We start from the raw sequence: 25,227 nt of genomic DNA, 5'->3' as shown, positions 1-25,227 counted from the left end.
GACAAAATAAAAAAATAAATACCATGGACGCAAAAGAAATTAGCTTGAATGAAAAGGAAGTAAAACCTGTAGTAGATATGTTGAATGACTATCTCGCAAACTATCACATTCATTATCAGAAATTAAGAGGATGTCACTGGAATGTTAAAGGACAGAATTTTTTTACCCTGCACCTTAAATTTGAAGAGCTATATACCAATGCACAGCTTACCATCGACGAAATTGCTGAGCGTGTACTTACCCTTGGTAAGCCTCCTCACAGTCGTTTTGCTGATTATATTAAGGAATCAACTATAAAAGAAGTCAATACGATTGGGATGAAAGACCTGGACATGGTTGATGAAGTGCTGCAAGATATGGCAACACTGATTCAAATAGAGCGTGATCTGATGGAGGCAAGTGAGAAGGCAGGTGATGATGGAACGAATGATATGGTCAATAAATTTATGCAGTTCAAAGAAAAGACTACCTGGATGCTTAGGTCCTTTGCTGGTAAAAAGTAGTTTATATCTTTAAGCAATCCACGAAGGGAGTATCAATTGATACTCCCTTTGTTTTTACCGATATCTTTCAATACCCATTCCATTTCAAGATCTTTTTTCGCCAAATAATCTTCAATGGTATATTGTATCGGTACATCAGGCATAATGCCTCGTCCTTTGACCGTACTTTGATCAGGGATCTTATAAGGAACGATACCGAATCTTATGGTTACTTTGCTGTTTGGCAGCACCTCGTTGATATAAAACCCACCGGTGCAGCCGTTCCTGCCTCCACCCGTTTCTTCGCCCACAAACGTAGCTTTATCCATCGCCTGTAAATTGGCCGCCAGTAAACTTGTGGCTGAAAAGCTCCCGCCGTTTATCAATACATATAATTTACCCTTAAAGGTATTGCTGTCTGGCATTACCGGATACAATACACCATATGCCTTTAAAAAATCAAGTTGCTGTCTGCGCTGCTTATCCAATGAAGGTAGGATTGCTCCTTTAATCAGTTCAACTGGCCTTCTGATGAAAAGCGTAGGTTTATCAATAAATCCGGAGAATGTATTGACACAACGAAAATAATCACCACCCAGGTTATCCCTCAAATCCAGGATCAGTATATTCGATTTATTTTGCCTGATGCCCTCAAATACATATTTGTAATCACTGCGCTGACCAACATTATTGAACGTCCCGATCTTAAAGTAAGCTACTTTATAGTCAGGAGGGAAGACTTTAAAATCATCTATCACATCCGATACCACTGTTTTAGAGACCGTAGTATTTTCAGGTTTATAGGTTTTTAATACGACAGGTCGAACCGTATCTTTAAGCTTTACATCAAATTTTACGGAGTCCCTCCATCCATATATAGAGCGGTGGACCGCAGGAAATTGTCCGAAATTCAATAAAGCATATTTATAGGTTTCATTATACCCGTCTGACTGTATTGCTTTTTTAAGTTTTGTCAGGATATCTTTTACAGGCTCATCATCAATACTCAGCACCTCCGTACCTGGAATCAGGCTTTCGTCTTTCGAAAGGTTTTTTGTGATAAACAGCCGGTCATTCAATATGCGGTATTCGAACTGAAAAACGGGAGGTAGCTCAAATCTGTTGAACTTAATGTAATCTGCTTCAGTTAATGGACTGGTGTCCAGGAATGATACCAAGTGGCCATCTCCAACAGCGCTCAATACTGTCATTAGTTTTGCATTAAATTCCACACTTTTTAAAGGTGTTTTGATGCTCAGCTTCAGGCTATCGAATTTTTGATCCAGTTTATTCTCGTCGATGTACCAGTACAGATTGGGATGTTCTTTTTTCAGTTTTTTCCTGACCAGGTCAATGTCTTTTTTTAGTTCCTCGGGTTGATGTAATTTGCTGATTAACTCATCGGCATATTGAGCTTTAGTACCGTTAAATAATAGTAGAAAGCAGGAAAGCATTAACAATAATTTCATCAGGTAAAGGTTATATTGGTCCTCATAACAATGATACATAATAATTCTTTAATATCTTTGGGATGTATGGGATATAAAAGTTTAGCAGACTGTGTTGCCGATCTTGAAAAGCATGGGCATTTAATTCGTATCAGAGAAGAAGTTGATCCATATCTGGAGATGGCCGCAATACATTTAAAGGTTTATGAGCAGAAGGGCCCGGCATTATATTTTGAAAAAGTAAAAGGAAGCAAATTTCCCGCAGTTTCCAACCTCTTTGGTACGCTTGAACGCGCTAAATTTATGTTTCGTGACAGCTTGCCAAAGGTAGAGCAACTGGTAAACCTGCGTTCAGATCCTGTAAAAGCATTAAAAAATCCCTTTAAGCTTCCTGGTATTGCACTAACAGCTTTAACTGCATTGCCTTTAAAACAGAGTTTGTTTAAAGCTACCTTTAGTAAAACCACCATCAGCGAACTGCCACAGATCGTAAACTGGCCGATGGACGGAGGACCATTCATCACCATGCCGCAAGTTTATACGGAAGACATAGATAAGCCGGGTATCTTGAATGCAAACCTGGGTATGTACCGTATTCAATTGGCGGGAAACGATTACGAACTCAATAAAGAAATAGGTCTGCATTATCAGATCCACAGGGGGATAGGTGTTCATCAATCGAAGGCCAATGCAAAAGGACAGCCTTTGAAAGTAAGTATATTTGTTGGTGGCCCGCCGGCGCACCCGCTCGCTGCGGTTATGCCTTTACCTGAGGGCTTGTCGGAGATGACATTTGCCGGTGCTTTAGGCAATAGACGATTCAGATATTTTTATGATGAAGAGGGGTTTTGTATTTCTGCAGATGCAGATTTTGTAATTACCGGAACGGTATATCCCAATGATAATAAACCTGAAGGCCCTTTTGGTGACCATCTCGGTTATTATAGTCTCACGCATCCGTTTCCTTTAATGAAAGTTCATAACGTTTATCATCGTAATGACGCCATATGGTCGTTTACTGTCGTAGGAAGGCCTCCTCAGGAAGATACCAGTTTCGGAGCATTGATCCATGAAATTGCAGGCTCAGCCTTACCCAAAGAAATTCATGGATTAAAAGAAGTGAATGCAGTTGATGCAGCAGGGGTACATCCTTTATTGTTTGCCATCGGAAGCGAACGATATACCCCTTATTTAAAAGAACGCAGGCCGCAGGAGATCTTAACGATTGCCAACCATATTTTAGGGAAAAATCAGCTCAGTCTGGCTAAATATCTTTTCATAGCTGCCAGGGAAGACAATGAGCAGCTTGATACGCATGATCTATCTGCTTTTATGCAGCATCTGTTGGAACGCATGGATTTCACCAGGGATCTCCATTTTCATACCCAAACCACTATAGATACTTTAGATTATAGCGGGGATGGATTGAATAGCGGTTCTAAGGTAGTTTTTGCCGCCGCAGGAGAACCTAGGAGAAAGCTATCTTCATCTTTACCGGCTGAATTCGATTTGCCGGAGTCGTTTACCGCGTACGCAATAGCAATACCAGGTGTTCTAGTGATCCAGGCCAGGAAATATTTAAACGAACAGCAGACAGGGAATGAAATTGAGTTATTAAATAAACACCTGAATGCGGAACAACTTAAAGAGATTGGGCTCATTGTGCTGTGTGATGATTCAGAATTTGCAGCAAAAGACATCAATAATCTGGTATGGGTCACATTTACAAGAAGTAACCCAGCTGCAGATATCTACGGCATCGAAAGCTTTACTATAAATAAACATTGGGGCTGCAGGGGTCCGGTGATCATTGATGCAAGAAAGAAACCTCATCATGCACCTGAACTCATAAAAGATGAAGCTGTAGAGAAGAATATAGACCTTTTTTTTGTTAAAGGAGCTCCTTTATACAAGGAACGATAATAAATAACCATAAAAAAAGCCTGATCATAATTTTTTTATGATCAGGCTTTTTTTATAGTAGTTATGTTCGCTTAAAACCTCAGACCGAAAGTTAAAAATACATTGTTGTTGGCATTTTTTACGATCGCCCGTGGCTCTCCGCCATTAGCCAATACATAAGAACTCAATCTGTTTTCTGATGAAACCCTTTGATAAGCCAGATCAAAATAATATTCTTTAATCCTGTAGCCTAAACCACCACTGATGTATTTTCTGGCATAAATTTTATCCGGATCAATTTCTTCTTTCATTGGACTGCCGGTTACTCCATAACCTGCTCTTAAACTTAACTGGTTGACTTTATATTCACCACCGATTCTGTAGTTGATGGCAGAACTATAAAGGTCTTTGATATCATTGTTGTTGCTTTTGATAACAGGTCCGTCAATACCCTGATCAGCAGAAAAACGTGTTGTTGCATAATCAATGAAATCTACGTCGGCAGATATGATCGCTTGTCCGGCGATTACATAACTTGCACCCAAAGATCCTTTCATAGGGGTTTTCAAACGATAAGAAAAGTCGTCACTATTTGCCTGATTATTGGTGCTGTAAGGAGTTTTTCCACTCAAAGTATTGTTTAATACCTCAGAATATGAATCGTCTACATACAACCATGTTGGTGTTTGTAAAGTTGCTCCAATTCTGAAATTTTCAACAGGTCTGAAGATCACACCCAAACGACCATTAAAACCAGAACCTTTTGTTTCCTGACTTTGTCTGAACGACAGACTGTAGTTTTCTATTCCAGTATAACCATCTGTTGGATCGTAAGGATTTACAACTCCTTTTTCAATGTATTCTGCATCAGATAGATACCGCAAGTTGACGATTCCGATACTGGCACCTATATAAAACTGATTGGAAATATTGAATGCTCCTGAAAAGTTAACTTCTGAAGTAGAACCTACAGTGGTCTCTGTTTTAGTTTGCCTGTTGGGTATATTGGCTCCGCTTTCATCCACACTATATAAATTTGCATTTCCAGGTGAATTAAAGTTGATCAGGTATCCTGAAAACGCCATGTCTTCCAGAGATTTAGCAGGGATTACACCAGATGGGTCTTTTGATGAGTTCGCAAGTTCAGCAAAATAATCCCGCATAGAGTTAGAATTATTCGTGCCATCATACGTATACCGTTGATTGTAATCGTTATTCCTGTTGTAACCGATCCCAAACACCGTACTTACCAAACCTCTTTTTGTATCCTCACCTCTGACTTTCAGAGAAGGGCTATACCAAACAATCCCCGCATGGTTAATGTTCATTTTATCCTGAGAAGACTTTGTGTTTTGTCCCAGGAAATCTGATTTTGAAGTTATATTATTAAATTCAGGAGTGAAACTGAACTCAGATCTCGTGAATAGGCCTAATCCAGCCGGATTAGCACCGAGAGAACTCATGTCTCCGCCAACACCGATCTGAGCTCCGCCCATCCCTTTAAATCTTGACGTACTACCATAGTTCGTATTGCCAAAGCGTATCGCATCCCCTGCGTATTGCGCATATGTGGTACTTGTAGTAGCTACTATAGCCACTACAAGTAGTTGTATCATTTTTTTCATGTATGTGATTGCGTTAAATTATCTTCCTCCTCTTGTTGGTCTGCCGCCACCGGTAGAGCCACCGCCACCGCTTGAGCTTGATCCGCTGCTTGAGCCCGAACCACTACTACTCGAACCTGATGAACTACCGCTACTGCTTCTTGTTGGAGGAGGAGTATATGATGGTGGAGGAGTATAAGATTCTCTGCTAGGTCTTGCTACTTCAGTTCTTGTAGGCGTATTTTGCGAAGTACCTGTTGACGTTCTTGATGGTCTGCCAGTACTGCTGGTACGGCTTCCTGTACCTGAAACATTCTCTCTCGCTGCTCTTGCTGCACTGCTTCTCGGAGACAAGTAGGCATCACTGCTTCCCACTGCCATTCTGCCAGTTCCGTCATATCCGTCCCTGCTTCCCCTTGCCGGTCTTGCGCTATTAGGTACATTGGTTGTTCTGCCGGTATAGTAACCACCGCCATAATAGCCGCCGCCACCGAACCCGCCGCCAAATCCGCCACCGTAATAACCACCGCCATAATAGTTGTTCCAACCCAAGTTATTCCAGCCCATGTTCCAACCCCAATTATTATAACTCCAGAAAGGCGAATTTAAATATCCCCATCCGCCATATGGCGAATTCCAGTAATTTCCATAGTATGAGCCAAAGCCCATTCCTATGCCCATATTCCATCCGTCATAAAAATACGGATCATAATATGTTCTCCAGGGACTTGAATAATAAAACCTGTTGATACGAGAAGAATAATCCATATCGTAATAAGGATCACTAGTACCGTAATAATCATCTTCGTTGTACTGATTGCTGTTTTGAGGCTGCTGTACATTCACGGGTGCAGGCACGTACTCTTTTGCCTGGGCCACACTGTTGTAAACATCATCGTCATTTGCATTTTGCTGCGCTAATCTGGGCGCAGAGCAGGACGTAACAACTATCGTTGCTATGGCGAGCATGCTGGTGAATAAATGGTTAGGTTTCATAACTATATGTGTTGTTTGTGTGTTGCAATTTTTTTGTAGGTATAAATTTATAAATTTGTAGCCTACGATACAAGTTATTTAACACAAAAAACGTTCCAATCAGTTATGAGCAAAGGTATTACAAGTAAAAACGAAGATTATTCCCAGTGGTATAACGACATTGTTATAAAAGCTGACCTGGCAGAGCACTCATCCGTAAAAGGGTGTATGGTGATAAAACCCTATGGATACTCCATTTGGGAGAAAATACAGGCGGTTTTGGACCAAAAATTTAAAGATACAGGTCATAGCAATGCTTACTTTCCTTTATTCATCCCCAAGTCATATTTTTCGAAAGAAGCGTCGCATGTCGACGGTTTTGCCACAGAGTGTGCAGTTGTGACACATTATCGTCTTAAAAATGACGGAAATGGCAACATTATAGTGGATGAAACTGCCAAATTGGAAGAAGAACTGATCGTAAGACCTACCTCTGAGACCATCATCTGGAATACTTACAAAGGATGGATCCAATCCTACCGTGATCTGCCTTTATTGATCAATCAATGGGCAAATGTGGTACGTTGGGAAATGCGTACGCGTCTTTTCCTGAGAACCACGGAATTCTTATGGCAAGAGGGGCATACCGCACACGCCACCGCAGATGAAGCAATCGAGGAAACAAGAAAAATGCTTGATGTTTATGCTGATTTTGCGGAGAACTGGATGGCAGTTCCTGTTGTAAAAGGAGTTAAAACGCCAAATGAACGTTTTGCCGGTGCATTGGATACCTATTGCATTGAAGCATTAATGCAGGATGGAAAAGCATTGCAGGCGGGAACATCTCACTTCCTGGGACAAAATTTCGCAAAAGCGTTTGATGTGAAATTTACCAGTAAAGAAGGTAAACAGGAGCACGTATGGGCCACTTCATGGGGGGTGTCTACGCGTTTAATGGGTGCTTTAATCATGGCACATAGTGACGATGCCGGATTGGTACTGCCTCCTAAATTGGCTCCGATACAGGTAGTGATCGTGCCCATCTATAAGACTGACGAGGAACTTAAAAACATCACTTCATTCGTTGATGAATTAGTGGCTAAATTGAAACGTCTTGGCATCTCTGTCAAATATGACGACCGTGATTCACAAAGACCTGGTTTCAAATTCGCAGAATATGAATTGAAAGGTGTTCCTGTGCGTTTGGCGATCGGTGCGCGTGATATGGAAAATGGTACGGTTGAACTGGCCAGAAGGGATACACGTGAAAAACAAACAGTTACGCAGGACGGCTTGGAAATTTTCATCCCTCAGTTATTAGAAGATATTCAGCAGAACATCTTTAATAAAGCCTTAAATTTCAGACAAGACCACATCACAGAAGCCAATTCTTACGATGAGTTTAAAGAGCTGCTGGACGGTAAAGCCGGCTTTATTTCCGCGCATTGGGATGGCACGCCTGAAACTGAACAAAAGATCAAAGAAGAGACTAAAGCAACCATCAGGTGCGTTCCTTTAGATAACAAACTGGAGGAAGGCGTATGTATTTATTCTGGTAAGCCTTCAACACAGCGTGTATTATTTGCAAGAGCGTATTAAGAAACATTAATTGATGGATACTGAAAATTATCAGAAAATACTTGCTGAACTTGAAAATAAAGCTTCGCTTAAGCAGGCCATTTACAGAAACACAACTGAAGTTTTTGGCTTGCTGAAAAAGCAACTTTATAAAATAGCGGTGAAGCTCCAAAACGATTACGGACAGAAGGATGCTTCGGTGGAAATTCATTTCAAGGAAAACAATAAGTTTGAAGGAGAACTGAAGTTTTCCGGAGATATGTTAATGGTATCCATGCACAGCAATATTTTTGCATTTGATCCATCACATTCCATTCACCAGACCAGCTATATCAAGAATGATGAATCATTGAGCTATTGCGGTACCATCTACATTCACAATTTTTTGGCTGATTCTATTAAATACAATAGACTGGCCGATGAGGGTTCTTTAATTGCGCGGATCCTGGTCAACAAGGAAATGCACTTTATGGTTGAAGGGGATGGTGTTCTGGATTTTCTATATCAGAGTATGGCCGAGAATAAAGTTACTGAGGACAAGCTCATGGACATCATTGAAAGGTCTATTTTATTCTGTATCAATTCAGACCTTGTTTTGCCTCCTTTCGCCGATATAAAAGACGTAACTTTAAATCAGAAACAATCTATGCTGGCTGCCAGCGGTTATCCAACAAGCAAAAACCTGGGTTACCAGTTCAAGTCGGAAATAGATAAAAACAATAACTTATGAAATTCGCAACTAAAGCAATACATGCGGGGCAGGAGCCTGATCCTACAACAGGAGCAGTAATGACCCCTATATATCAAACCTCCACTTACTGGCAAAAATCGCCCGGAGATCATAAAGGGTTCGAATATTCAAGAGGAACTAATCCTACACGCAAAGCGCTTGAGGATTGTTTGGCTGCATTGGAAAATGCAAAACATGGGCTTGCTTTCTCTAGCGGAATGGGAGCTACAGATACTGTTTTGAGATTGCTGAAACCAGGTGATGAAGTGATTACAGGTAATGATCTGTACGGTGGCTCTTATCGTATTTTTACAAAGGTGTATGAGAAATACGGCATAAAATTTCATTTTCTGGACTTGTCTAAGCCTGAAAATATATTGCCCTATATCAATGATAAAACCAAACTGGTCTGGATAGAAACGCCAACAAACCCTACCATGCAGGTCATCGATATTGAAGGCGTAGCTAAAATCACTAAACAGCATAACCTGATCCTTACAGTTGACAATACCTTTGCGTCTCCATACCTTCAGAATCCTATTGACCTGGGTGCCGATATTGTAATGCATTCGGTAACTAAATACATTGGAGGACATTCTGATGTAGTGATGGGAGCATTGCTGGTAAACGATGATCAGCTGTATAAAGACCTCTGGTTCATCTATAACGCATGTGGAGCTACACCAGGTCCGCAAGATGCATTTCTTGTACTGCGCGGCATTAAAACCCTGCATTTGCGGATGAAAGCGCATTGTGAAAACGGAGAAAAAGTAGCACATTTTCTTAAAAACCACCCAAAAATAGATAAAATCTACTGGCCAGGTTTTGAAGATCATCCTAATCACGATATTGCTAAAAAGCAAATGCGTGGCTTCGGAGGCATGGTGTCTGTAACCCTGAAAGGTGCAGATCTGCAGGAAACATTCCGGATCGCTTCTTCTTTCAAGGTATTTACATTAGCTGAATCCCTAGGTGGCGTAGAATCTCTAATTAATCATCCAGTATCTATGACACACGGATCAATTCCTAAAGAAGAACGCGAGAAAGTAGGAGTAACGGATAATTTGCTTCGCTTTAGTGTAGGAGTGGAGGATATAGATGACCTGCTGGAAGATCTGGAACAGGCCTTGAAGTAGTACCCTAAAAGTACAGATGCTTATAGTTCGAGATGACGTGAATATTTAATACTTGTAAATACCTAATTTAAATATAGACCAACACTACATTGGAATTTCTAGAACTCAAAGAATTTTTGGATGTTAAAGTAGCCCAATATAACAGGCCCAATTTTATTCAGAATGATCCAATTTGCATTCCTCACCAGTTTTCTAAAAAACAGGATATCGAAATAGCCGCATTCTTTGCGGCTATTTTGGCTTGGGGACAGCGCAAAACCATCATCAACAAGTGTAATGAGCTGTTTGCTAGGATGGATAATGATCCTTACAATTTTATGTTGCACCATAGCGATGAAGACCTGAAAAGATTGCTGGGCTTTAAACACAGAACTTTTAATGATACCGATCTGTTGTATTTTGTTGCTTTCTTCAAGGAACATTATAGCAATTTTGACAGTCTTGAAGCGGCATTTTTGTCGCCTGCAGATATATTTCAGTCCGATTACCTGAGTGCTGAACTGCAAAAAGGCTATACAAAATATGCATCCTCTGCTTGCATGCTTACTGAAATGGCAGATCAGCAACCCTTGATTGAAAGATCACTGAATTACTTCCGGTCTTATTTCTTTTCCCTGCCTGATTTTCCGCGCCGCACCATCAAGCACGTATCTTCCCCGCTACAAAAATCCACCTGCAAGCGCTTAAATATGTTCCTGAGGTGGATGGTTCGTAAAGATACGAGTGGTGTAGATTTCGGTATCTGGAATACCCTCAAGCCAAAAGACCTGATCTGTCCGTGCGATGTGCATGTCGATCGTGTAGCACGTAAACTCGGCCTGATTGAAAGAAAGCAGACCGACTGGAAAACTGCGGTCGAGTTAACCAGCGAATTGCTGAAATTTGACCCTTTGGATCCTGTGAAGTATGATTTTGCCTTGTTCGGACTAGGGGTTGAAGAGAAGTTTTAGAACATCCCACTCGTCATCTCCTTTTTTCGTGATCTCTGTTCTTTCGTCATCTCGACGATAGGAGAGATCTAAACTATGCGAATCAAAAGATCTCTCCCTATCGTCGAGATGACGGTGTAATGCTCCGCTTAAGCGCACATATCCAAATTCTTATTATCTTTAAACCAGTATGATCACATTCAAAGCAGAAATAGAAAAGTTTGGTGAACTCGGTGAAAAAACTGGCTGGAGCTATATTTTTATCCCGCAGGCACTCGCCAATCAAATCAAAGCAGACTGCAGAAAAAGTTTTCGTGTAAAAGGTAGGTTAGATCAGTTAGAAATAACCGGTGTTGCCACTGTACCTATGGGGGAGGGAGACTTTATCATCGCTTTAAAAGCCAGCCTCCGCAAACAACTTAGAAAAGAAGCCGGTGCTGTTGTAGAAGTAGTGTTGGAAGAAGATAAAGACTTTAAAATTGAGATCCCTGAAGACCTTGAATTGTGCCTGTCAGACGAGCCTGAACTACTAGAGAATTTCATGAAGCTGCCAATGTCTCACAGAAACTGGTACATCAACTGGCTGAACTCAGCCAAGACAGAACCCACAAGAACGAAGAGACTGGTCAAAATCGTATCGGCTATGGATAGAGGATTAACATTTGGTGAAATGATGCGCGAAGACAAAAAGCCGCGTGATTAAATATTAAACAATGAAGCAATTAGTCTACAATACATTCAAAAAAATACTTGTTAAGATGAGGACATAGGGAATTGCGCCCTCCTTCAGGGTGCAAGATCCAGTCCGAAGCTAACAAGTATTTTTAAAATAAACACCCTGCTAAGAACAAAACACCCTGCTTAAACAAAACCTTTGCTGAAAACAAACACCCTGCTAAGAACGAAAAACCCTGCTTAAACAAAACCTTTGCTGAAAACAAACACCTGCTAAAAACAGACATTCTGCTAATGCAAAAGATCCCTTATAACGCAGAACCTGATGAATAACTAATTGTATTTTCTGAACCAGCTCCAGATCTTCATTTGGATCACTCCGATGAAGGCCTCACGGAATATTCTGGTACTCATTTTCGAAGTACCTTCTGTACGGTCAGTAAAAATAATCGGAACCTCTACTACTTTAAAACCATACTTTATCGCAGTAAATTTCATTTCAATCTGAAATGCATAACCAACAAATTTAATCTTATCCATAGGGATGGTCGCCAGTACCTTTTTCCTGTAGCATTTAAAACCTGCCGTGGCATCCTGAATATTTATTCCCGTAATGATCCTTACATACATAGAAGCAAAATAAGACATCAATACCCTGCTCATTGGCCAGTTTACCACATTCACCCCATTTACATAACGTGAACCTATTGCTACATCAGCTCCGTCTACACAAGCCTGGCGCAATCTGATCAGGTCATCCGGATTGTGAGAAAAATCAGCATCCATCTCAAAAATGTACTGGTATTGAGGTCTTTCCAAAGCCCATTTAAATCCATGGATGTATGCCGTACCCAGTCCCAGTTTGCCTTTTCGTTCTTCCAGATGAAGCGCAGGATATTCCTGCTGAAGTTTTTTTACAATATCAGCAGTCCCATCCGGAGATCCATCATCAATAATCAAGAGTTCAAAAAAGTGATTTAAAGAAAATACCTTTCTGATGATCTTCTCAATATTCTCTTTTTCATTATAAGTGGGGATAATAACTAAGCTGTCTGACACGTAAAATGATTTATATGCGCGAAATTATGGAATCTAAATGAAAAACCCTCGGTATAAGTATATACCAAGGGTTAAATTTTGTTAAATGACCTGATTATTTTACTTCCTGCATCAGCTTTCTTACAATCGGTGAGATGGCAATCAGGACAATACCCGCTATCAATGAATAGATCGCCAGTTGTTTATAGCCTTCAGTGTAAGATATTAGTTTCTGGACAGGCGTATCATGTTCTCCTGCTTCAGCCATGCCTGCACCAAGTAGTCCGGCCACATACTGTCCGTAAGCACTGGCCAAAAACCACATTCCCATCATTACACCCTGCAATTTCACAGGAGAAAGTTTTGTCATAATAGACAATCCGATAGGAGATAAGCAAAGCTCACCAAAAGTCATCACCAGGTACGCAATGGCAAATACATCCAATGAAGCAATACCTTCGGCATTCGCGAAAAATCTGGTGCTGTAGAAAACGAAGAATGCACCAGAAAGGAATAAGAAAGCAAGTCCAAATTTGATCACCGTATTGGGTTCAATTTTTTTCTTTGCCATGGCAATCCAGATGATACTGAATATAAAAGCAAAGATGATCACAAACAGCGAGTTTGCAGAGTTGTTAACTCCATTTGGGTCAAGCGTAAGGAGTCCGCCCAAAGCCTGGTTATCGAGGTTCCTGGCAGCAAATAAAGCAAGTGAACCACCGCTTTGTTCATAAATACCCCAGAACACAATGGAAAACAAAATGAATACCAGTGCAGCCAGTAATTTCTTCCGTTCCGCCCATCCGTATTTAGACATCTCGTAAATCAGGTACAGCAAAGTAATCGGGCCTATTACCGACATAAACCAGTCGGTATATTGAGTTTTTGCCACCATGATCATGATCACAGGAATAATTGCCAGTGAACCCGCGTAAACCGCATAATCATACCATTTTTTGTTTGCTGATTTTACAGTAATAACAGCAGGTTCGGTTTGTACCTTATCATCAATTCCACTTACAGCAATGTCTTTTACATCTTCATTTTGCCCAGGAGGCAGACCAATTGGGCCCATGCTTTTCTGAGTGAAAAGGAAGGTGATCAAACTGATGGTCATTACAATTGCAGCCAGTCCAAACGCCAGGTGCCATGAATATTGTTTTCCGATAGATATACAAGCATATCCTCCAAGCAAAGCACCGATATTTATACCTGCGTAGAATACAGAGAAACCTGCATCACGTCTGGCATCATCACTTTTGTAGAGTTTACCTACCATCGTAGAAATGTTCGGTTTAAAGAAACCCGTTCCAACAACAGTAAAACTGATACCTAAAAAGAAAAACTGGTGTGGGTCATAAGCCAGAATCGCACTGCCGACAATCATCAGAATGCCGCCCCAGAACAGGGATTTTCTGAATCCCAGGATTTTATCGGCGAATAAACCGCCAATAAACGTAAATGCATAAACAAAAGCTTGTGTAGCCCCATATTGCAAATTGGCATCTACATCCTTCATAAATAACTGCGTTACCATGAAATAGGTAAGCATTCCCCGCATTCCGTAAAAACAGAAACGTTCCCACATTTCAGAGAAGAAAAGGTACCAAAGCTGTTTTGGGTATTTACCTTTAAAATTCTGAATTTCTTCCAGACTAAGGTTCTCAGGCATATTGAATTGTATTTTCTTGTGATAAAAAAAGCCTCCCGGTTTATGGGGAGGCTTGATCGTATATTTTTATTTTACTCCGTGCATCAATTTTTTCATAACCGGTGTAAGCAGGATAATGATTACCCCAAGGCCTACAGGTATGAAAGTAAAGATCAGGAAGAAAGTACTCATAGAGTATTTAGAGGTGATTTCATCAATCATTCCACCCATTGTACCGGCAACTTTATTACCAATGGCAATTGCAAGGTACCAAATACCGAACATGATGGCAATCATTCGTCCCGGTACCAGTTTACTTACATAAGATAAACCAACAGGAGAGATGAATAACTCACCTAAAGTATGGAATAAATAAGCCAATACCAGCCATACCATGCTCACCTGTGCTACAGCAGCACCCTGAGGGATGGTACTTGCACCATAAGCAAGGGCCGCAAAACCGATACCAAGCAGGATCATTCCCAGTCCGTTTTTAACAGTCGCGACAGGATTGTATTTGCTTTCCCAGATTTTTGAAACCAGTGGCGCCAGACTAATGATGAACAAAGAGTTCAGGATACCAAACCAGGTGGCCGGTACTTCTGATTTTACCTCACTGTATTGGTTAGACAACATATAGATTACAATTCCCCAGATGATCACAAAACCAGAAGCAAGGATCACATTACCCAATGCATACTTTGCAAAAGTTTTAGAGAATAACCTGAAAAGAACGTAAGAAATGATCATCAACGGAATCACAGTGATCAGAGTATTTACAACATTGAAGATCACTTTTGAATCGCCAGTCAGTACCCTTTGGGTATAATCTTTGGCAAAAATAGTCATCGAACCACCTGCTTGCTCAAACGAAGCCCAGAAGAAAATGGTTATGAACGCCAATACAATGATGGCAATCATTTTATCACGTAATACCGGTGTATATTGAGAAATACGCTTTACCAGCACAAATAAGAACATCGCAAGGGCAACCATGATCATGAAATTACTTCCGTCTATACCTGCTACTTTAAAGTTAAACAGGTTCAAGCTCGTAATTTTAGATACCGGATCGTTGATGATCCAGGATAGTCCTATTACAGAGATCAGACCGATTAATACCAAATCCAGTTTAGAGAAAGGGTTTCTTGTGGACTCTTCAAGGTTAGTAGATTCCTCGTCAATTTTATCAATTGCAGGCTTAAGACCTATGTCACCAAAAATACCTTGCGTAAAGTAGAATTGAAGCATACCAATAAACATAAAGATACCAGCCAGTCCAAATCCATAGCTCCAGCCCCAATTAGGGTTTTCGCCGATGTAACCGCAAAGCAACATTCCTAAAAACGCACCGGCATTTACACCCATGTAGAAAATGGTATAAGCACCATCTTTTTTCTCAGGATGCTCTTTGTACATCTGTGCTACAATAGAAGTCATGTTTGGTTTGAAAAAGCCGTTACCGATTACCAAAAGACATAATCCCAGGTACATAAAAGTGTGGTCGATTTCAATGGCCATGGAAAGGTGTCCCAGTGTCATCAATAAAGCACCTACAATAACAGCCCAGCGGTAACCAATGATCCTGTCGGCGATGTAACCACCTAAAATAGGGGTAAGGTAAGCCAGACCGGTATAAGAACCATAAATAGCCATTGCATGTTCGCGCGGCCATCCCCATCCGGGATTCATGTCTGTGATTGAAGAGGTAAGGAATAATACCAGCAGGGCACGCATACCATAGTAAGAAAATCTTTCCCACATCTCGGTAAAGAATAAAACAAACAGCCCGGCAGGATGTCCAAGAACCTTACTCTCAAAGAAGTTATTTGGAGTATCCAAATTTTTTGTATTCATGTTGTTTTTTGTGTGTAATATTTATCGAATGGTTTAGTTAGTTCAGCGCGCAAGATAGGTACATGTATGCAAACTCCCAAATTTTTAATTTGTATCAAAAGTGTATTTAATACACTTAAAGCTTCTTTACGGGCTTGATATTTTTGTCTTTGGGATCTGCATAAAAATCGTCCATTACATTAGGCTCATTCTTCAGCTCGACATTTTCTACCAGTTTCAGCCTGCCATTTATGATCTTATACGCATCAAAGCTCAGATCGGATGCATAGTACTCGAAATTGCCAACCATATCAGGTGAAAAAGGTGCCAGATGGTCAAAGACGATCATATTTGTGCCCTTATCCATAGTGAGTGTCATGGAGTTCAGTTTGTTGTACTCAAAAACAATCCTGTTCAAGGCACCACTTCCCTTAAACCCTTCAAATACAGCTTTCCCAAATACAGGTATTTCCTTTTCGAAAGACAGCACATCAATTACCTTTTTAGAGGTTTTGGCATTATTTCCTTTCCATCCCATGAGGACATAATAGGGCTGCCGGCCGCTTACCACTACCGGTACAATTTCATAATACCTCGCACCATACCAGTTTTTGTTCGTGGTCAATGCATTCGGATCTTTAATGTTTTCAGTATCATCAATCAAAGGAAACAGTTTCAGTTTGCCATCTTTAGTGGCGATCTGCACGGAACCAAAAAAGCGATAGGTACCATCATCTACAGGTACTGCCCATGAAAATATGCGGAAGGAATTGTCGGGCGATTTTATAATTGTAATTTTTTTGAGGGAATCAAAAGGATAGCTGAACGAGGTATGTGTTTTTAGAGAATTGACCAGGGTTTTGATGAATACCGCATTCTTTGCAAAACGGTCGGCATTACTCTCCGCACTAAATACCGCTTCGCTAAGGTTGATCAGAGAATCCTGGTAACGGCTCATAATGGGCCCATTATTGAAGCTAAAACTATGCTGTCCCCATGATTTGCTCAGGGTACAGCATAGCATCAATATTAGGAAAGGAATAAACCTTTTGTGCATTTAATTTACAGTTTCTAAAACAATCGCACTGGCACCACCACCTCCGTTGCAGATTCCGGCAACACCAGTTTTTCCATTATTCTGTTTCAATACGGAAAGTAAAGTAACCACAATTCTGGTTCCTGATGCACCCAGTGGATGACCCAAAGAGACAGCACCACCGTTTACATTGACTTTTTCTTCCGACAATCCCAGCGCTTTGTTATTTGCCAGTGAAACTACAGAAAAAGCTTCATTTATTTCGAAATAATCTATTTCGCTCAGACTTTTTCCTGCTCTTTTTAAGGCAAGTGGAATGGCTTTAGCAGGTGCAGTGGTGAACCATTCAGGAGCCTGCTGTGCGTCTGCATAGCCGATTATTCTGGCTATTGGTTTTAAATTCAATTCTTTTGCCTTGTCGGCACTCATCAATACCAGTGCAGCAGCACCATCATTTAATGTAGATGCATTTGCTGCTGTTACGGTGCCATCTTTTTTAAATACGGGTTTTAAACCCGGTATTTTATCAAATTTAACAGCGAAAGGCTCGTCATCTTTGGTAATCAAAGTCACCTCACCCTTACGGTCTTTTATTTCAACTGGAGCAATTTCCTCGTCAAACTTACCTGTTGTTTGTGCAGTTTGCGCCCTTTTGTAAGAGGTTATCGCAAAATTGTCCTGATCTTCTCTGCTGATACCGCATTCTGAAGCGCACAATTCAGCAGCTGAGCCCATGTGATAATCATTGTATACATCCCAAAGCCCATCTTTTAATAGGCCGTCAGTAATCTGTCCATGACCCAAACGATAACCGGTACGCGCTTTATCAAGATAATAAGGTACGTTGCTCATGCTTTCCATACCACCTGCAACGATAATATCAGACTGACCTAATGCAATGCTTTGTGCCGCCAGCATAATGGCTTTGGTTCCTGATGCACATACTTTGTTGATGGTGGTAGCAGGTACATCCGGCAACCCGGCAAATTTAGCAGCCTGCGTAGCCGGGGCTTGTCCAACATTGGCAGACAATACATTCCCCATGTAAACTTCCTGTACATCAGCAGGTGATATGCCTGCTTTCTCAATTGCAGCTTTAATTGCAATGGCGCCGAGTTGCGTAGCGGAGAAACTAGATAATGAACCCCCAAAGCTTCCTATTGGTGTTCTTGCAGCAGATACAATTACTACTTCTTTCATGTATGTTTTTATTAAGTTAGTTGAAAGCAAAGTTATATATTTACTGCAAGAGGTGGTTGTTTTCCCTTAGTTTTAACATTTTTCAGACACCTCATTTCTCAATTTATTCTAAATCTGCAGTAAACGTACTGATTTAAGTTAGGCAATTCTTTTACATGCGCTCGAATGTTCCTTTGTATTTAACCTGCTGAATTATTGCCTGTATTTGGCTTTTTTATTGGTTGAGCAAGACAATAGCAAGAGAGGAGCAAGAGAAAAGCAAGACAAAAGCAAGACAAAAGCAAGAGAAAAATAGAGCGCAATCAAACTTAAGAAATACCTATTTTAGGATTAGAACGTAGTTAACGACCATAAAAATTAAAATTTTCTCTAAGTTTGAATAAAATCAATACATACTGCTTTGGCTAAGATCAAAAAGAATTCCCACAGGGTGCTTTACAGAAAGTATTCGTCTAACATCAAATACATTATGATGGTGTTGTCTGTACTGATCATTACTGTTTTCTTACCTAAACAACCACGCTTCAGGTATGAATTTGAAAAAGGGGAGATATGGAAAAACAAAGACCTCATATCTCCATTCAGTTTTGCCATTTTAAAGACCAGTCCACAGGTAACTACGGATAAGAAAGATGCCTTAAACAATGTGTTACCTATCTACACGGTTAACAACTTTTTAATTAATGATGTTGAAGATGCTTATTTAAGTGAGTTTGATGTAAAATGGAAAAGCAATGCCTTTCCTGAAAACGATAAAGCGATAAATAAACAAGCCTCATTTAAATTGCTCAAATCCATTTATGAAAAAGGAATTATAGCCACTGATTTAAAACACAATAAGGGAAATAAGTATTACGATTTCTCTATGCTGAACAACAACATCACCAAAACCGTAAGTACCCAGGATGTTTTTACTGTTCAAACAGCGCTGGAATATTTTAAGGACCATTTTGACAACATCAATTTAAAAGTGAAGGAAATGGTACTGAGTCTTGTTGAAGATCACTTACAGCCGAACATCATCTTCAATGAAAAACTAACGGGCATTGTTCAGGAAAGTACATTGAACAGCATTTCGACTACCCGTGGTATGGTTCAGAAGGATGAATTGATTGTTGCGAAAAATGGGGTGATCGATGATGAGGTCTACCAGAAACTCCAGTCCTTTAAAGAAACCTATGAAGCGCAGACCAAAACAATAGGGGACAGTAAGCTCGTCTATTTTGGTCAGATCCTGCTGGTGGGTTTTGTGGTGAGTTTGCTGATGTTTTTCCTTAAACTGTTCAGAAAGGATATTTTTGCTGATAACCGCCAGCTTTCCCTGATTCTATTGGTAAATACAACGATGTTGCTTGCACTCACCTGGGCGATTAAACTGAATTTGCCGAGTTTATATTATATCCCGTTTTGCATCGTCCCTATCATCATCAGGATTCTTTTTGATACCAGGCTCGCGCTTTACCTGCATTTATTAGTGATCCTGATTGCAGGATTCTTTGTGCCTAACAGCTTTGAATTTGTCTTTTATCAGATCACTTCGGGTATGGTTGCAATTTATAGCATAAGAAACCTGATTAAGAGAGAGCAACTGCTGCTGTCAGCTTTGTTCATCCTGTCGGCTTACTTTATATCGTTCGTCGGAATTGCTTTGTTGAGGGAGGGATCTTTAAGTCAAATAGAATGGCTGAATTTTGTGCCTTTTATCATAAGTGTACTGTTGTCTCTCCTGGCTTATCCTTTGATCTATGCGTTTGAGCGACTGTTTGGCATCACTTCAGATATTGCATTGATAGAGCTGACCAATACCAATAATAAGCTGCTTAGAGAGCTTGCTTTTAAAGCACCCGGGACTTTTCAGCATTCTTTGCAGGTTGCTAATCTGGCTGAGGCAGCGATATTTAAAATCGGAGGTAATTCGTTACTGGTAAGGGCGGGGGCATTGTACCATGACATTGGGAAAATAGAAAACCCGCAATATTTTATAGAAAACCAAAATACAGGTTTGAGTCCGCATGATAAGCTTCCTTATGAGCAGAGTGCGCAGATCATCATCAAACATGTGCACAAAGGAATTGAAATCACTAGAAAACACCAGTTGCCGGAAAGCGTGATCGATTTTATCAGGACTCACCATGGAAATACGCGGGTGGATTATTTTTACCAGTCTTTTTTAAAGAACTCTCCTGAAAAATTTGTTGATGAGAATATCTTCAGGTATCCCGGACCAATTCCTTTTTCTAAAGAAACCGGCGTTTTAATGCTGGCAGATTCGGTGGAAGCAGCCTCAAGAAGTCTTAAAAATCCGGATGCCCAAGGCATAAGTGACCTGGTTGAACGCATCATTAACTACAAACTGGAGCAAAATCAATTAGATAATTGCGATTTGACATTAAAAGATTTAGAGACTATAAAGTTGATTTTCAAGACGATGCTAATGAGCATTTATCATGTGCGAATAGATTATCAGCAAAGTCTGTAATTTTTTTTTGCAAACATGAATGAATTACTATATTTGCACTCCCTCAGCGAGGATAGCTAAGGAAAAAAGGAGAGGTGCCTGAGTGGCCGAAAGGAACAGTTTGCTAAACTGTCGTACTGGCAACGGTACCGCGGGTTCGAATCCCGCCCTCTCCGCTGACATAATAAAATTGCCAAAGTTAGGCTTTATGAATTTAAAGTTGTTACTTTGCAATCCCTTCGAAAAAGGGTTAAAAGAAGATACCAGTTCGGGGTGTAGCGTAGCCCGGTATCGCGCCTGCTTTGGGAGCAGGAGGTCGTAGGTTCGAATCCTGCCACCCCGACAATTATTCTAACTAAAAATTAGCTGAATCCCTTTAATTTTATAATTAAAGGGATTTTTTGTTTTCTAATTTTCTTCCGTAGCCAATTCAGTGCTGTCAGAATAACTCTCTGATGTTTTTTCTTCCGGGTAAAAAAGCCTTAAAAAAAGAGATTCAAATCTATTGGATTTTCAAAAAACTAGTTTATATTCGTAATATGTTCGAACATATTAAAGATATACAATTACTAGATCATGGTAGTAAAATACCATTGAATAAACAGGTGGAGGATATATTGAGGATGTTGATCCGACGTCCTGATTTTAGCAATGGCGCGCTGTTTCCAAAAGAAACTGATCTGGCGCAGTATTGGAGCATTTCCAGAAACACCTTACGACAAGCGATTAACAATCTGGCTAAAGAAGGTTTGCTGGAAAGAAAGAAAAGATCAGGAACGCGGGTTACGAGACAAAAAATATCAACCAACCTTAATAACTGGATGAGTTTTACACACGAGATGGAGAGTATGGGGCTCTCTTTTAAAAATCTCTTGTTAATGGTCGAAAATAAGCCAGCCAATGAAGAGGTGAGTCAAAATCTGCAAATCCAGCCGGAAACTGAAGTGACCTGCTTAAAACGGGTTCGTAGTATTGACGAAAATCCAATGGTTTATTTCGAATCCTATTTTCATCCACGGATAGGTATTTCTGCAGATGAGACCTTTGAAAAGCCGCTATATGAGCTGTTGGATGAAAAATACAACATCATACCGGTATATTCTCAGGAAGAAATTAAGGCTAATGCAGCAACAAAGGCTTTGGCCGAAGTATTAAAAATAAAAGAGGGGGAGCCTGTCTTAGAGAGAAAGAGACGCGTACTTGATGCAGATAAAAAGTTGATAGAATACAATATCTGCTATTATAGGAGCGATTGGTTCACTTACAGTATAGAGATTAAACGTGACGCTTAAAAATCAATCATCAATGGAATCTATGGAATCTGTGCGAAGCACAACACAAACGTTATTACCACTTACTAATTCTGATGTTGGCGGTCAACGGTACAATATAGTTCCGACATTTAAGTCAGGATACGAGGTTCAAATGGGCCACGGGGCTTTGGTTCAATCCATCCTGGATAAGCTAACCTCAAGCAAAACAGTAATGATTGATGGGTTTGGCGGAGTGTTATGGGAGGCATTTCGTGCCAGTATGGAGGAACATTTCGTCAAATTAGGTAAAAAAGTACAATGGCTTGCCATAGATTCCTGCTTAAAAAGTCCTGAAAAAATAGACAAGAAAATTGTCGAGAGTCTGAACGGAGATGACCGGGTTTTTGGGAAAAAATATAGAGGAAATTTGGCTGATTTTTTCGACTACAGGAAACTGGAGCTGTTGCTGCCCGATGATAGTGCCGATTTGTGCATTGTTTACGGAACAGGTGCAGTCCTGGTCAACTGGAAAGCTCCGCTTGTGTACCTGGATGTTCCTAAAAATGAAATCCAATACCGGATGCGTGCAAAAAGTATTAAGAATCTTGGATCGGAAGAAGAACTTGAAAATTATCAGCTGTATAAGCGGTTTTATTTTGTGGACTGGCCCGTATTAAACAGACACAAAGAAATGTTGCTGCCTAAGATAGACTATATCGTAGATGAGCAGCGCATCAATGAAATTACCTGGATGAAGGGTGATGATTTCAGGAATACACTGGATGCCATGTACCAACAGCCATTCAGGGCGAGACCCTGGTTTGAAGCAGGTATATGGGGCGGTAACTGGATGAAGCAAAAATTAGAAGGCTTACCTCCGGAAGAAATAAACTATGCCTGGTCATTCGAATTAATTACGCCTGAAAATGGGGTGGTATTGGAAGGAAACCATAATTTGTTGGAGGTCTCATTCGATTTCCTGTTGTTTCATAACAATTCTAAGCTATTGGGTAAGGCGGCCGGTAGGTTTGGCCATGAATTTCCAATTCGCTTCGATTTTCTGGATACCTATGATGGAGGCAATCTTTCTATCCAATGTCATCCAAGACCTCAATATATTCAGGAACATTTCGGAGAAACGTTTACACAGGATGAGACATATTACATTTTAGATTGCGAACCGGATGCCGATGTATACTTAGGTTTTCAGGAAGACATTAATCCGGATGAGTTTAAGCAGGCTTTGCTTGACGCACAAGATGAAGGGGTAGAAATGCCGGCGGAAAAATATGTGCAGAAGTTTAAAGCACATAAACACGATTTATTCCTTATTCCTAATGGCACTGTTCACGCTTCCGGAAAAAATAACATGGTACTGGAAATCAGCAGTACGCCATACATTTTTACCTTTAAAATGTACGATTGGCTTCGTCTGGATCTCAACGGAAACCCGCGTCCGATCAATATAGATCATGCTTTTAATAATCTTTATTTCGACCGCAAGGGCGACTATGTTACGGAAAAACTGATTTCGAAACAGGAAGTTGCGGATGAATGGGCTGGTGGAAGAAAAATATCACTTTCTACACATGAGGAACATTTTTATGCCGTTGACCGCTATGAGTTTGATGAAGAAGTAATTGTTTCCACGAAAGGACAGTGTCATATCTGTATGCTGGTTGAGGGACAGTCTGTTGAAGTAACGGCAGGAAACATTTCCAGTGTATTTAATTATGCTGAAACATTTGTGATCCCCGCTGCGGTAAAACAATATACCGTTCGCAATAAGGGTAAGGGAAAAGCCTTTTTGGTAGTTGCTTATGTAAAAGAAGAGCACTGCTGAAATTGACCAAAACCACACTTAAAATCTAACCAAAAAAAGAACCAAATCTAAAACTAAAACTATGACGGAAAGAAAAGGAACCACCTATTTTATTTTTCTCATCACGCTAATTGCGGCGTTGGGGGGCTTTTTGTTTGGTTTTGATATGGCCGTAGTGAGCGGCATTATCGAACCTCTAAAATTGCAATATGGATTATCATCTGCGCAGGAAGGGTTGTTTGTATCCTGTGCTTTGTTGGGCTGTATTGTTGGTGTTGCCTTTTCGGGTTACCTCAGCGATAAAATCGGCCGGAGAAAAGTATTGTTTATTGCTGCAGTTTTGTTTTTGATCAGTGCTGTTGGCTTTTCGGTTTCATTAGCCTATCCGATGTTGATCTTCTTCCGCGTTCTTGCTGGAGTCGCTGTGGGTGTTGCTTCTAATGTTTCTCCGCTTTATATTTCTGAGGTAGCGCCCTCTCAAAAGCGGGGCCAGCTGGTAGTGTTCTATCAGCTGGCGATTACGGTAGGTATCTTGGCCGCTTACATCAGTAATTTGTTTTTGCAGCGCTACGCTACTGCAAATGCAGGGGCTGGCGATGGTCTATTACATTGGCTGCTCGTGGAAAATGTTTGGCGGGGCATGTTTATCGTGGGAGTTATACCAGCTGCTGCATTTTGTTTGTTGCTGCTCATCGTACCCGAAAGTCCGCGCTGGCTGGTACAATATGGAAGGAATGAGGAAGCTTTAGGTATCCTGACTAAGATAAACGGAACAGAAACAGGACGATCAGAACTGAATGCTATTCAGGAAATGGCCAGTCAAAAATCAGGAGGCTATAAAGAATTGATGCGTTTGCCACTGAGTAAACTGTTGACATTGGCTATGGTGCTCACAGCATTATCTCAATTCAGCGGGATTAACGGCGTGATTTTTTACGGGCCTACCATTTTAAAATCGGCAGGTATAGTGACCAGTGATGCCCTATTTTATCAGGTAATACTGGGGTCGGCCAATGTACTTTTTACATTCATTGCCATTTCAAAAGTAGATACCTGGGGGCGCAGGCCATTGTATATTTACGGTTCAATATGTGCTGCTTTTGCTTTGGCACTGACAGGTTTTTGTTTCTTGATGGGTATAACCGGCTGGTTTATGCTGGCCAGTATCATATTGTTTCTTTTATTCTTTGCATTTTCTCTGGGCCCATTGAAGTTCGTGATTTCAACAGAAATATTTCCTACGCACATTAGAGGAACAGCTTTGTCTATGTGTATCATGACCATGTGGGTTTCCGATTGGGTAGTGAACCTGTTATTCCCCATGATGAGGGATGGTCTTGGTATCGCAACCACATTCTTCATATTCGCCTTCTTCTGTGTGCTGTCGTTCATTTACGCAAAAAAGAAATTGTTTGAGACGAAGGGGAAAAGCCTGGAGGAAATTGAAAAGGCCTGGAATTCAGTAGAAAAATAG

18 protein-coding genes, 2 tRNA genes and 1 pseudogene are annotated in these 25,227 nt (G+C 40.6%); 13 read left to right on the top strand and 8 right to left on the bottom strand.

What is annotated here, in order from left to right:
• The first annotated feature begins 23 nt into the window (after positions 1-23).
• Positions 24-503: a DNA starvation/stationary phase protection protein gene (locus R2Q78_RS04940; protein WP_316789432.1), complete on the top strand. Its 480-nt coding sequence runs from the start codon at positions 24-26 to the stop codon at positions 501-503.
• A 32-nt stretch (positions 504-535) separates the two neighbouring features.
• Here the strand turns inward: R2Q78_RS04940 and R2Q78_RS04935 are convergent, their stop codons facing one another.
• Entirely contained in the window at positions 536-1,951 is a 1,416-nt protein-coding gene (locus tag R2Q78_RS04935; protein WP_316789430.1) for a S41 family peptidase, read from the bottom strand.
• A gap of 66 nt (positions 1,952-2,017) precedes the next feature.
• On the opposite strand from R2Q78_RS04935, the gene R2Q78_RS04930 reads away from it, so the two are divergent.
• Positions 2,018-3,853 carry a UbiD family decarboxylase gene (locus R2Q78_RS04930; protein ID WP_316789428.1) on the top strand — a complete coding sequence of 612 codons (1,836 nt, stop codon included), beginning with the start codon at positions 2,018-2,020 and terminating at the stop codon, positions 3,851-3,853.
• A 71-nt stretch (positions 3,854-3,924) separates the two neighbouring features.
• Here R2Q78_RS04930 and R2Q78_RS04925 read toward each other — a convergent pair whose 3' ends face one another.
• Both R2Q78_RS04925 and R2Q78_RS04920 read right to left on the bottom strand, forming a co-directional pair.
• Positions 3,925-5,448, bottom strand: a complete 1,524-nt coding sequence (locus R2Q78_RS04925; RefSeq protein ID WP_316789426.1) for a hypothetical protein — start codon at positions 5,446-5,448, stop codon at positions 3,925-3,927.
• Positions 5,449-5,475: 27 nt separating this feature from the next.
• The gene (locus R2Q78_RS04920) at positions 5,476-6,432 is read right to left on the bottom strand and encodes a hypothetical protein (RefSeq protein WP_316789424.1); all 957 of its coding nucleotides are present in this window, start codon (positions 6,430-6,432) and stop codon (positions 5,476-5,478) included.
• Between the two features lie 105 nt (positions 6,433-6,537).
• Here R2Q78_RS04920 and proS point away from each other — a divergent pair, with 105 nt between their 5' ends.
• From proS to R2Q78_RS04895, 5 genes are all read left to right on the top strand, one after another.
• A complete protein-coding gene (proS, locus tag R2Q78_RS04915; protein ID WP_316789421.1) occupies positions 6,538-8,010 on the top strand; it encodes a proline--tRNA ligase in 1,473 nt (490 codons plus the stop codon).
• Between the two features lie 13 nt (positions 8,011-8,023).
• A complete protein-coding gene (locus tag R2Q78_RS04910) occupies positions 8,024-8,719 on the top strand; it encodes a hypothetical protein (protein WP_316789419.1) in 696 nt (231 codons plus the stop codon).
• Positions 8,716-9,855, top strand: coding sequence for a cystathionine gamma-synthase (locus R2Q78_RS04905; RefSeq protein ID WP_316789417.1), 1,140 nt, complete (start codon positions 8,716-8,718; stop codon positions 9,853-9,855). Before R2Q78_RS04910 ends, R2Q78_RS04905 begins: the two co-directional genes overlap by 4 nt.
• Before the next feature lie 89 nt (positions 9,856-9,944).
• Complete coding sequence (locus R2Q78_RS04900; protein ID WP_316789415.1) at positions 9,945-10,805, top strand: TIGR02757 family protein; 861 nt, start codon at positions 9,945-9,947, stop codon at positions 10,803-10,805.
• 169 nt (positions 10,806-10,974) lie between these two features.
• Positions 10,975-11,487 carry a YdeI/OmpD-associated family protein gene (locus R2Q78_RS04895; RefSeq protein WP_316789413.1) on the top strand — a complete coding sequence of 171 codons (513 nt, stop codon included), beginning with the start codon at positions 10,975-10,977 and terminating at the stop codon, positions 11,485-11,487.
• A gap of 305 nt (positions 11,488-11,792) precedes the next feature.
• Here R2Q78_RS04895 and R2Q78_RS04890 read toward each other — a convergent pair whose 3' ends face one another.
• The 5 genes from R2Q78_RS04890 to R2Q78_RS04870 form a co-directional block, all read right to left on the bottom strand.
• Positions 11,793-12,518 carry a polyprenol monophosphomannose synthase gene (locus R2Q78_RS04890; protein ID WP_316789411.1) on the bottom strand — a complete coding sequence of 242 codons (726 nt, stop codon included), beginning with the start codon at positions 12,516-12,518 and terminating at the stop codon, positions 11,793-11,795.
• Positions 12,519-12,612: 94 nt separating this feature from the next.
• A complete protein-coding gene (locus R2Q78_RS04885) occupies positions 12,613-14,169 on the bottom strand; it encodes a peptide MFS transporter (RefSeq protein WP_316789408.1) in 1,557 nt (518 codons plus the stop codon).
• Positions 14,170-14,235: 66 nt separating this feature from the next.
• Positions 14,236-16,005, bottom strand: a complete 1,770-nt coding sequence (locus R2Q78_RS04880) for a peptide MFS transporter (RefSeq protein ID WP_316789406.1) — start codon at positions 16,003-16,005, stop codon at positions 14,236-14,238.
• Positions 16,006-16,120: 115 nt separating this feature from the next.
• On the bottom strand, positions 16,121-16,942 hold the full coding sequence (locus tag R2Q78_RS04875) for a hypothetical protein (RefSeq protein WP_316789404.1): 822 nt from the start codon (positions 16,940-16,942) through the stop codon (positions 16,121-16,123).
• Between the two features lie 99 nt (positions 16,943-17,041).
• Positions 17,042-18,220: an acetyl-CoA C-acyltransferase gene (locus tag R2Q78_RS04870; RefSeq protein WP_316789403.1), complete on the bottom strand. Its 1,179-nt coding sequence runs from the start codon at positions 18,218-18,220 to the stop codon at positions 17,042-17,044.
• Between the two features lie 400 nt (positions 18,221-18,620).
• Here R2Q78_RS04870 and R2Q78_RS04865 point away from each other — a divergent pair, with 400 nt between their 5' ends.
• From R2Q78_RS04865 to R2Q78_RS04840, 6 genes and pseudogenes are all read left to right on the top strand, one after another.
• On the top strand, positions 18,621-20,699 hold the full coding sequence (locus tag R2Q78_RS04865; protein WP_410478469.1) for an HD family phosphohydrolase: 2,079 nt from the start codon (positions 18,621-18,623) through the stop codon (positions 20,697-20,699).
• A 68-nt stretch (positions 20,700-20,767) separates the two neighbouring features.
• Positions 20,768-20,854: transfer RNA gene (locus tag R2Q78_RS04860), tRNA-Ser, on the top strand.
• 93 nt (positions 20,855-20,947) lie between these two features.
• Positions 20,948-21,021, top strand: a tRNA-Pro gene (locus R2Q78_RS04855).
• A gap of 196 nt (positions 21,022-21,217) precedes the next feature.
• On the top strand, positions 21,218-21,970 hold the full coding sequence (locus tag R2Q78_RS04850; protein ID WP_316789401.1) for a GntR family transcriptional regulator: 753 nt from the start codon (positions 21,218-21,220) through the stop codon (positions 21,968-21,970).
• A 13-nt stretch (positions 21,971-21,983) separates the two neighbouring features.
• Positions 21,984-23,774, top strand: a complete 1,791-nt coding sequence (locus R2Q78_RS04845) for a class I mannose-6-phosphate isomerase (protein ID WP_316789399.1) — start codon at positions 21,984-21,986, stop codon at positions 23,772-23,774.
• 58 nt (positions 23,775-23,832) lie between these two features.
• A pseudogene (locus tag R2Q78_RS04840) lies at positions 23,833-25,227 on the top strand (sugar porter family MFS transporter); the annotation flags it as partial.

This window comes from Pedobacter frigoris, from assembly GCF_032678645.1.
Lineage (GTDB): Bacteria > Bacteroidota > Bacteroidia > Sphingobacteriales > Sphingobacteriaceae > Pedobacter > Pedobacter frigoris_A.
The sequence above is the reverse complement of the archived record's forward strand: the minus strand, read 5'-3'. Positions and strand labels throughout refer to the sequence as shown.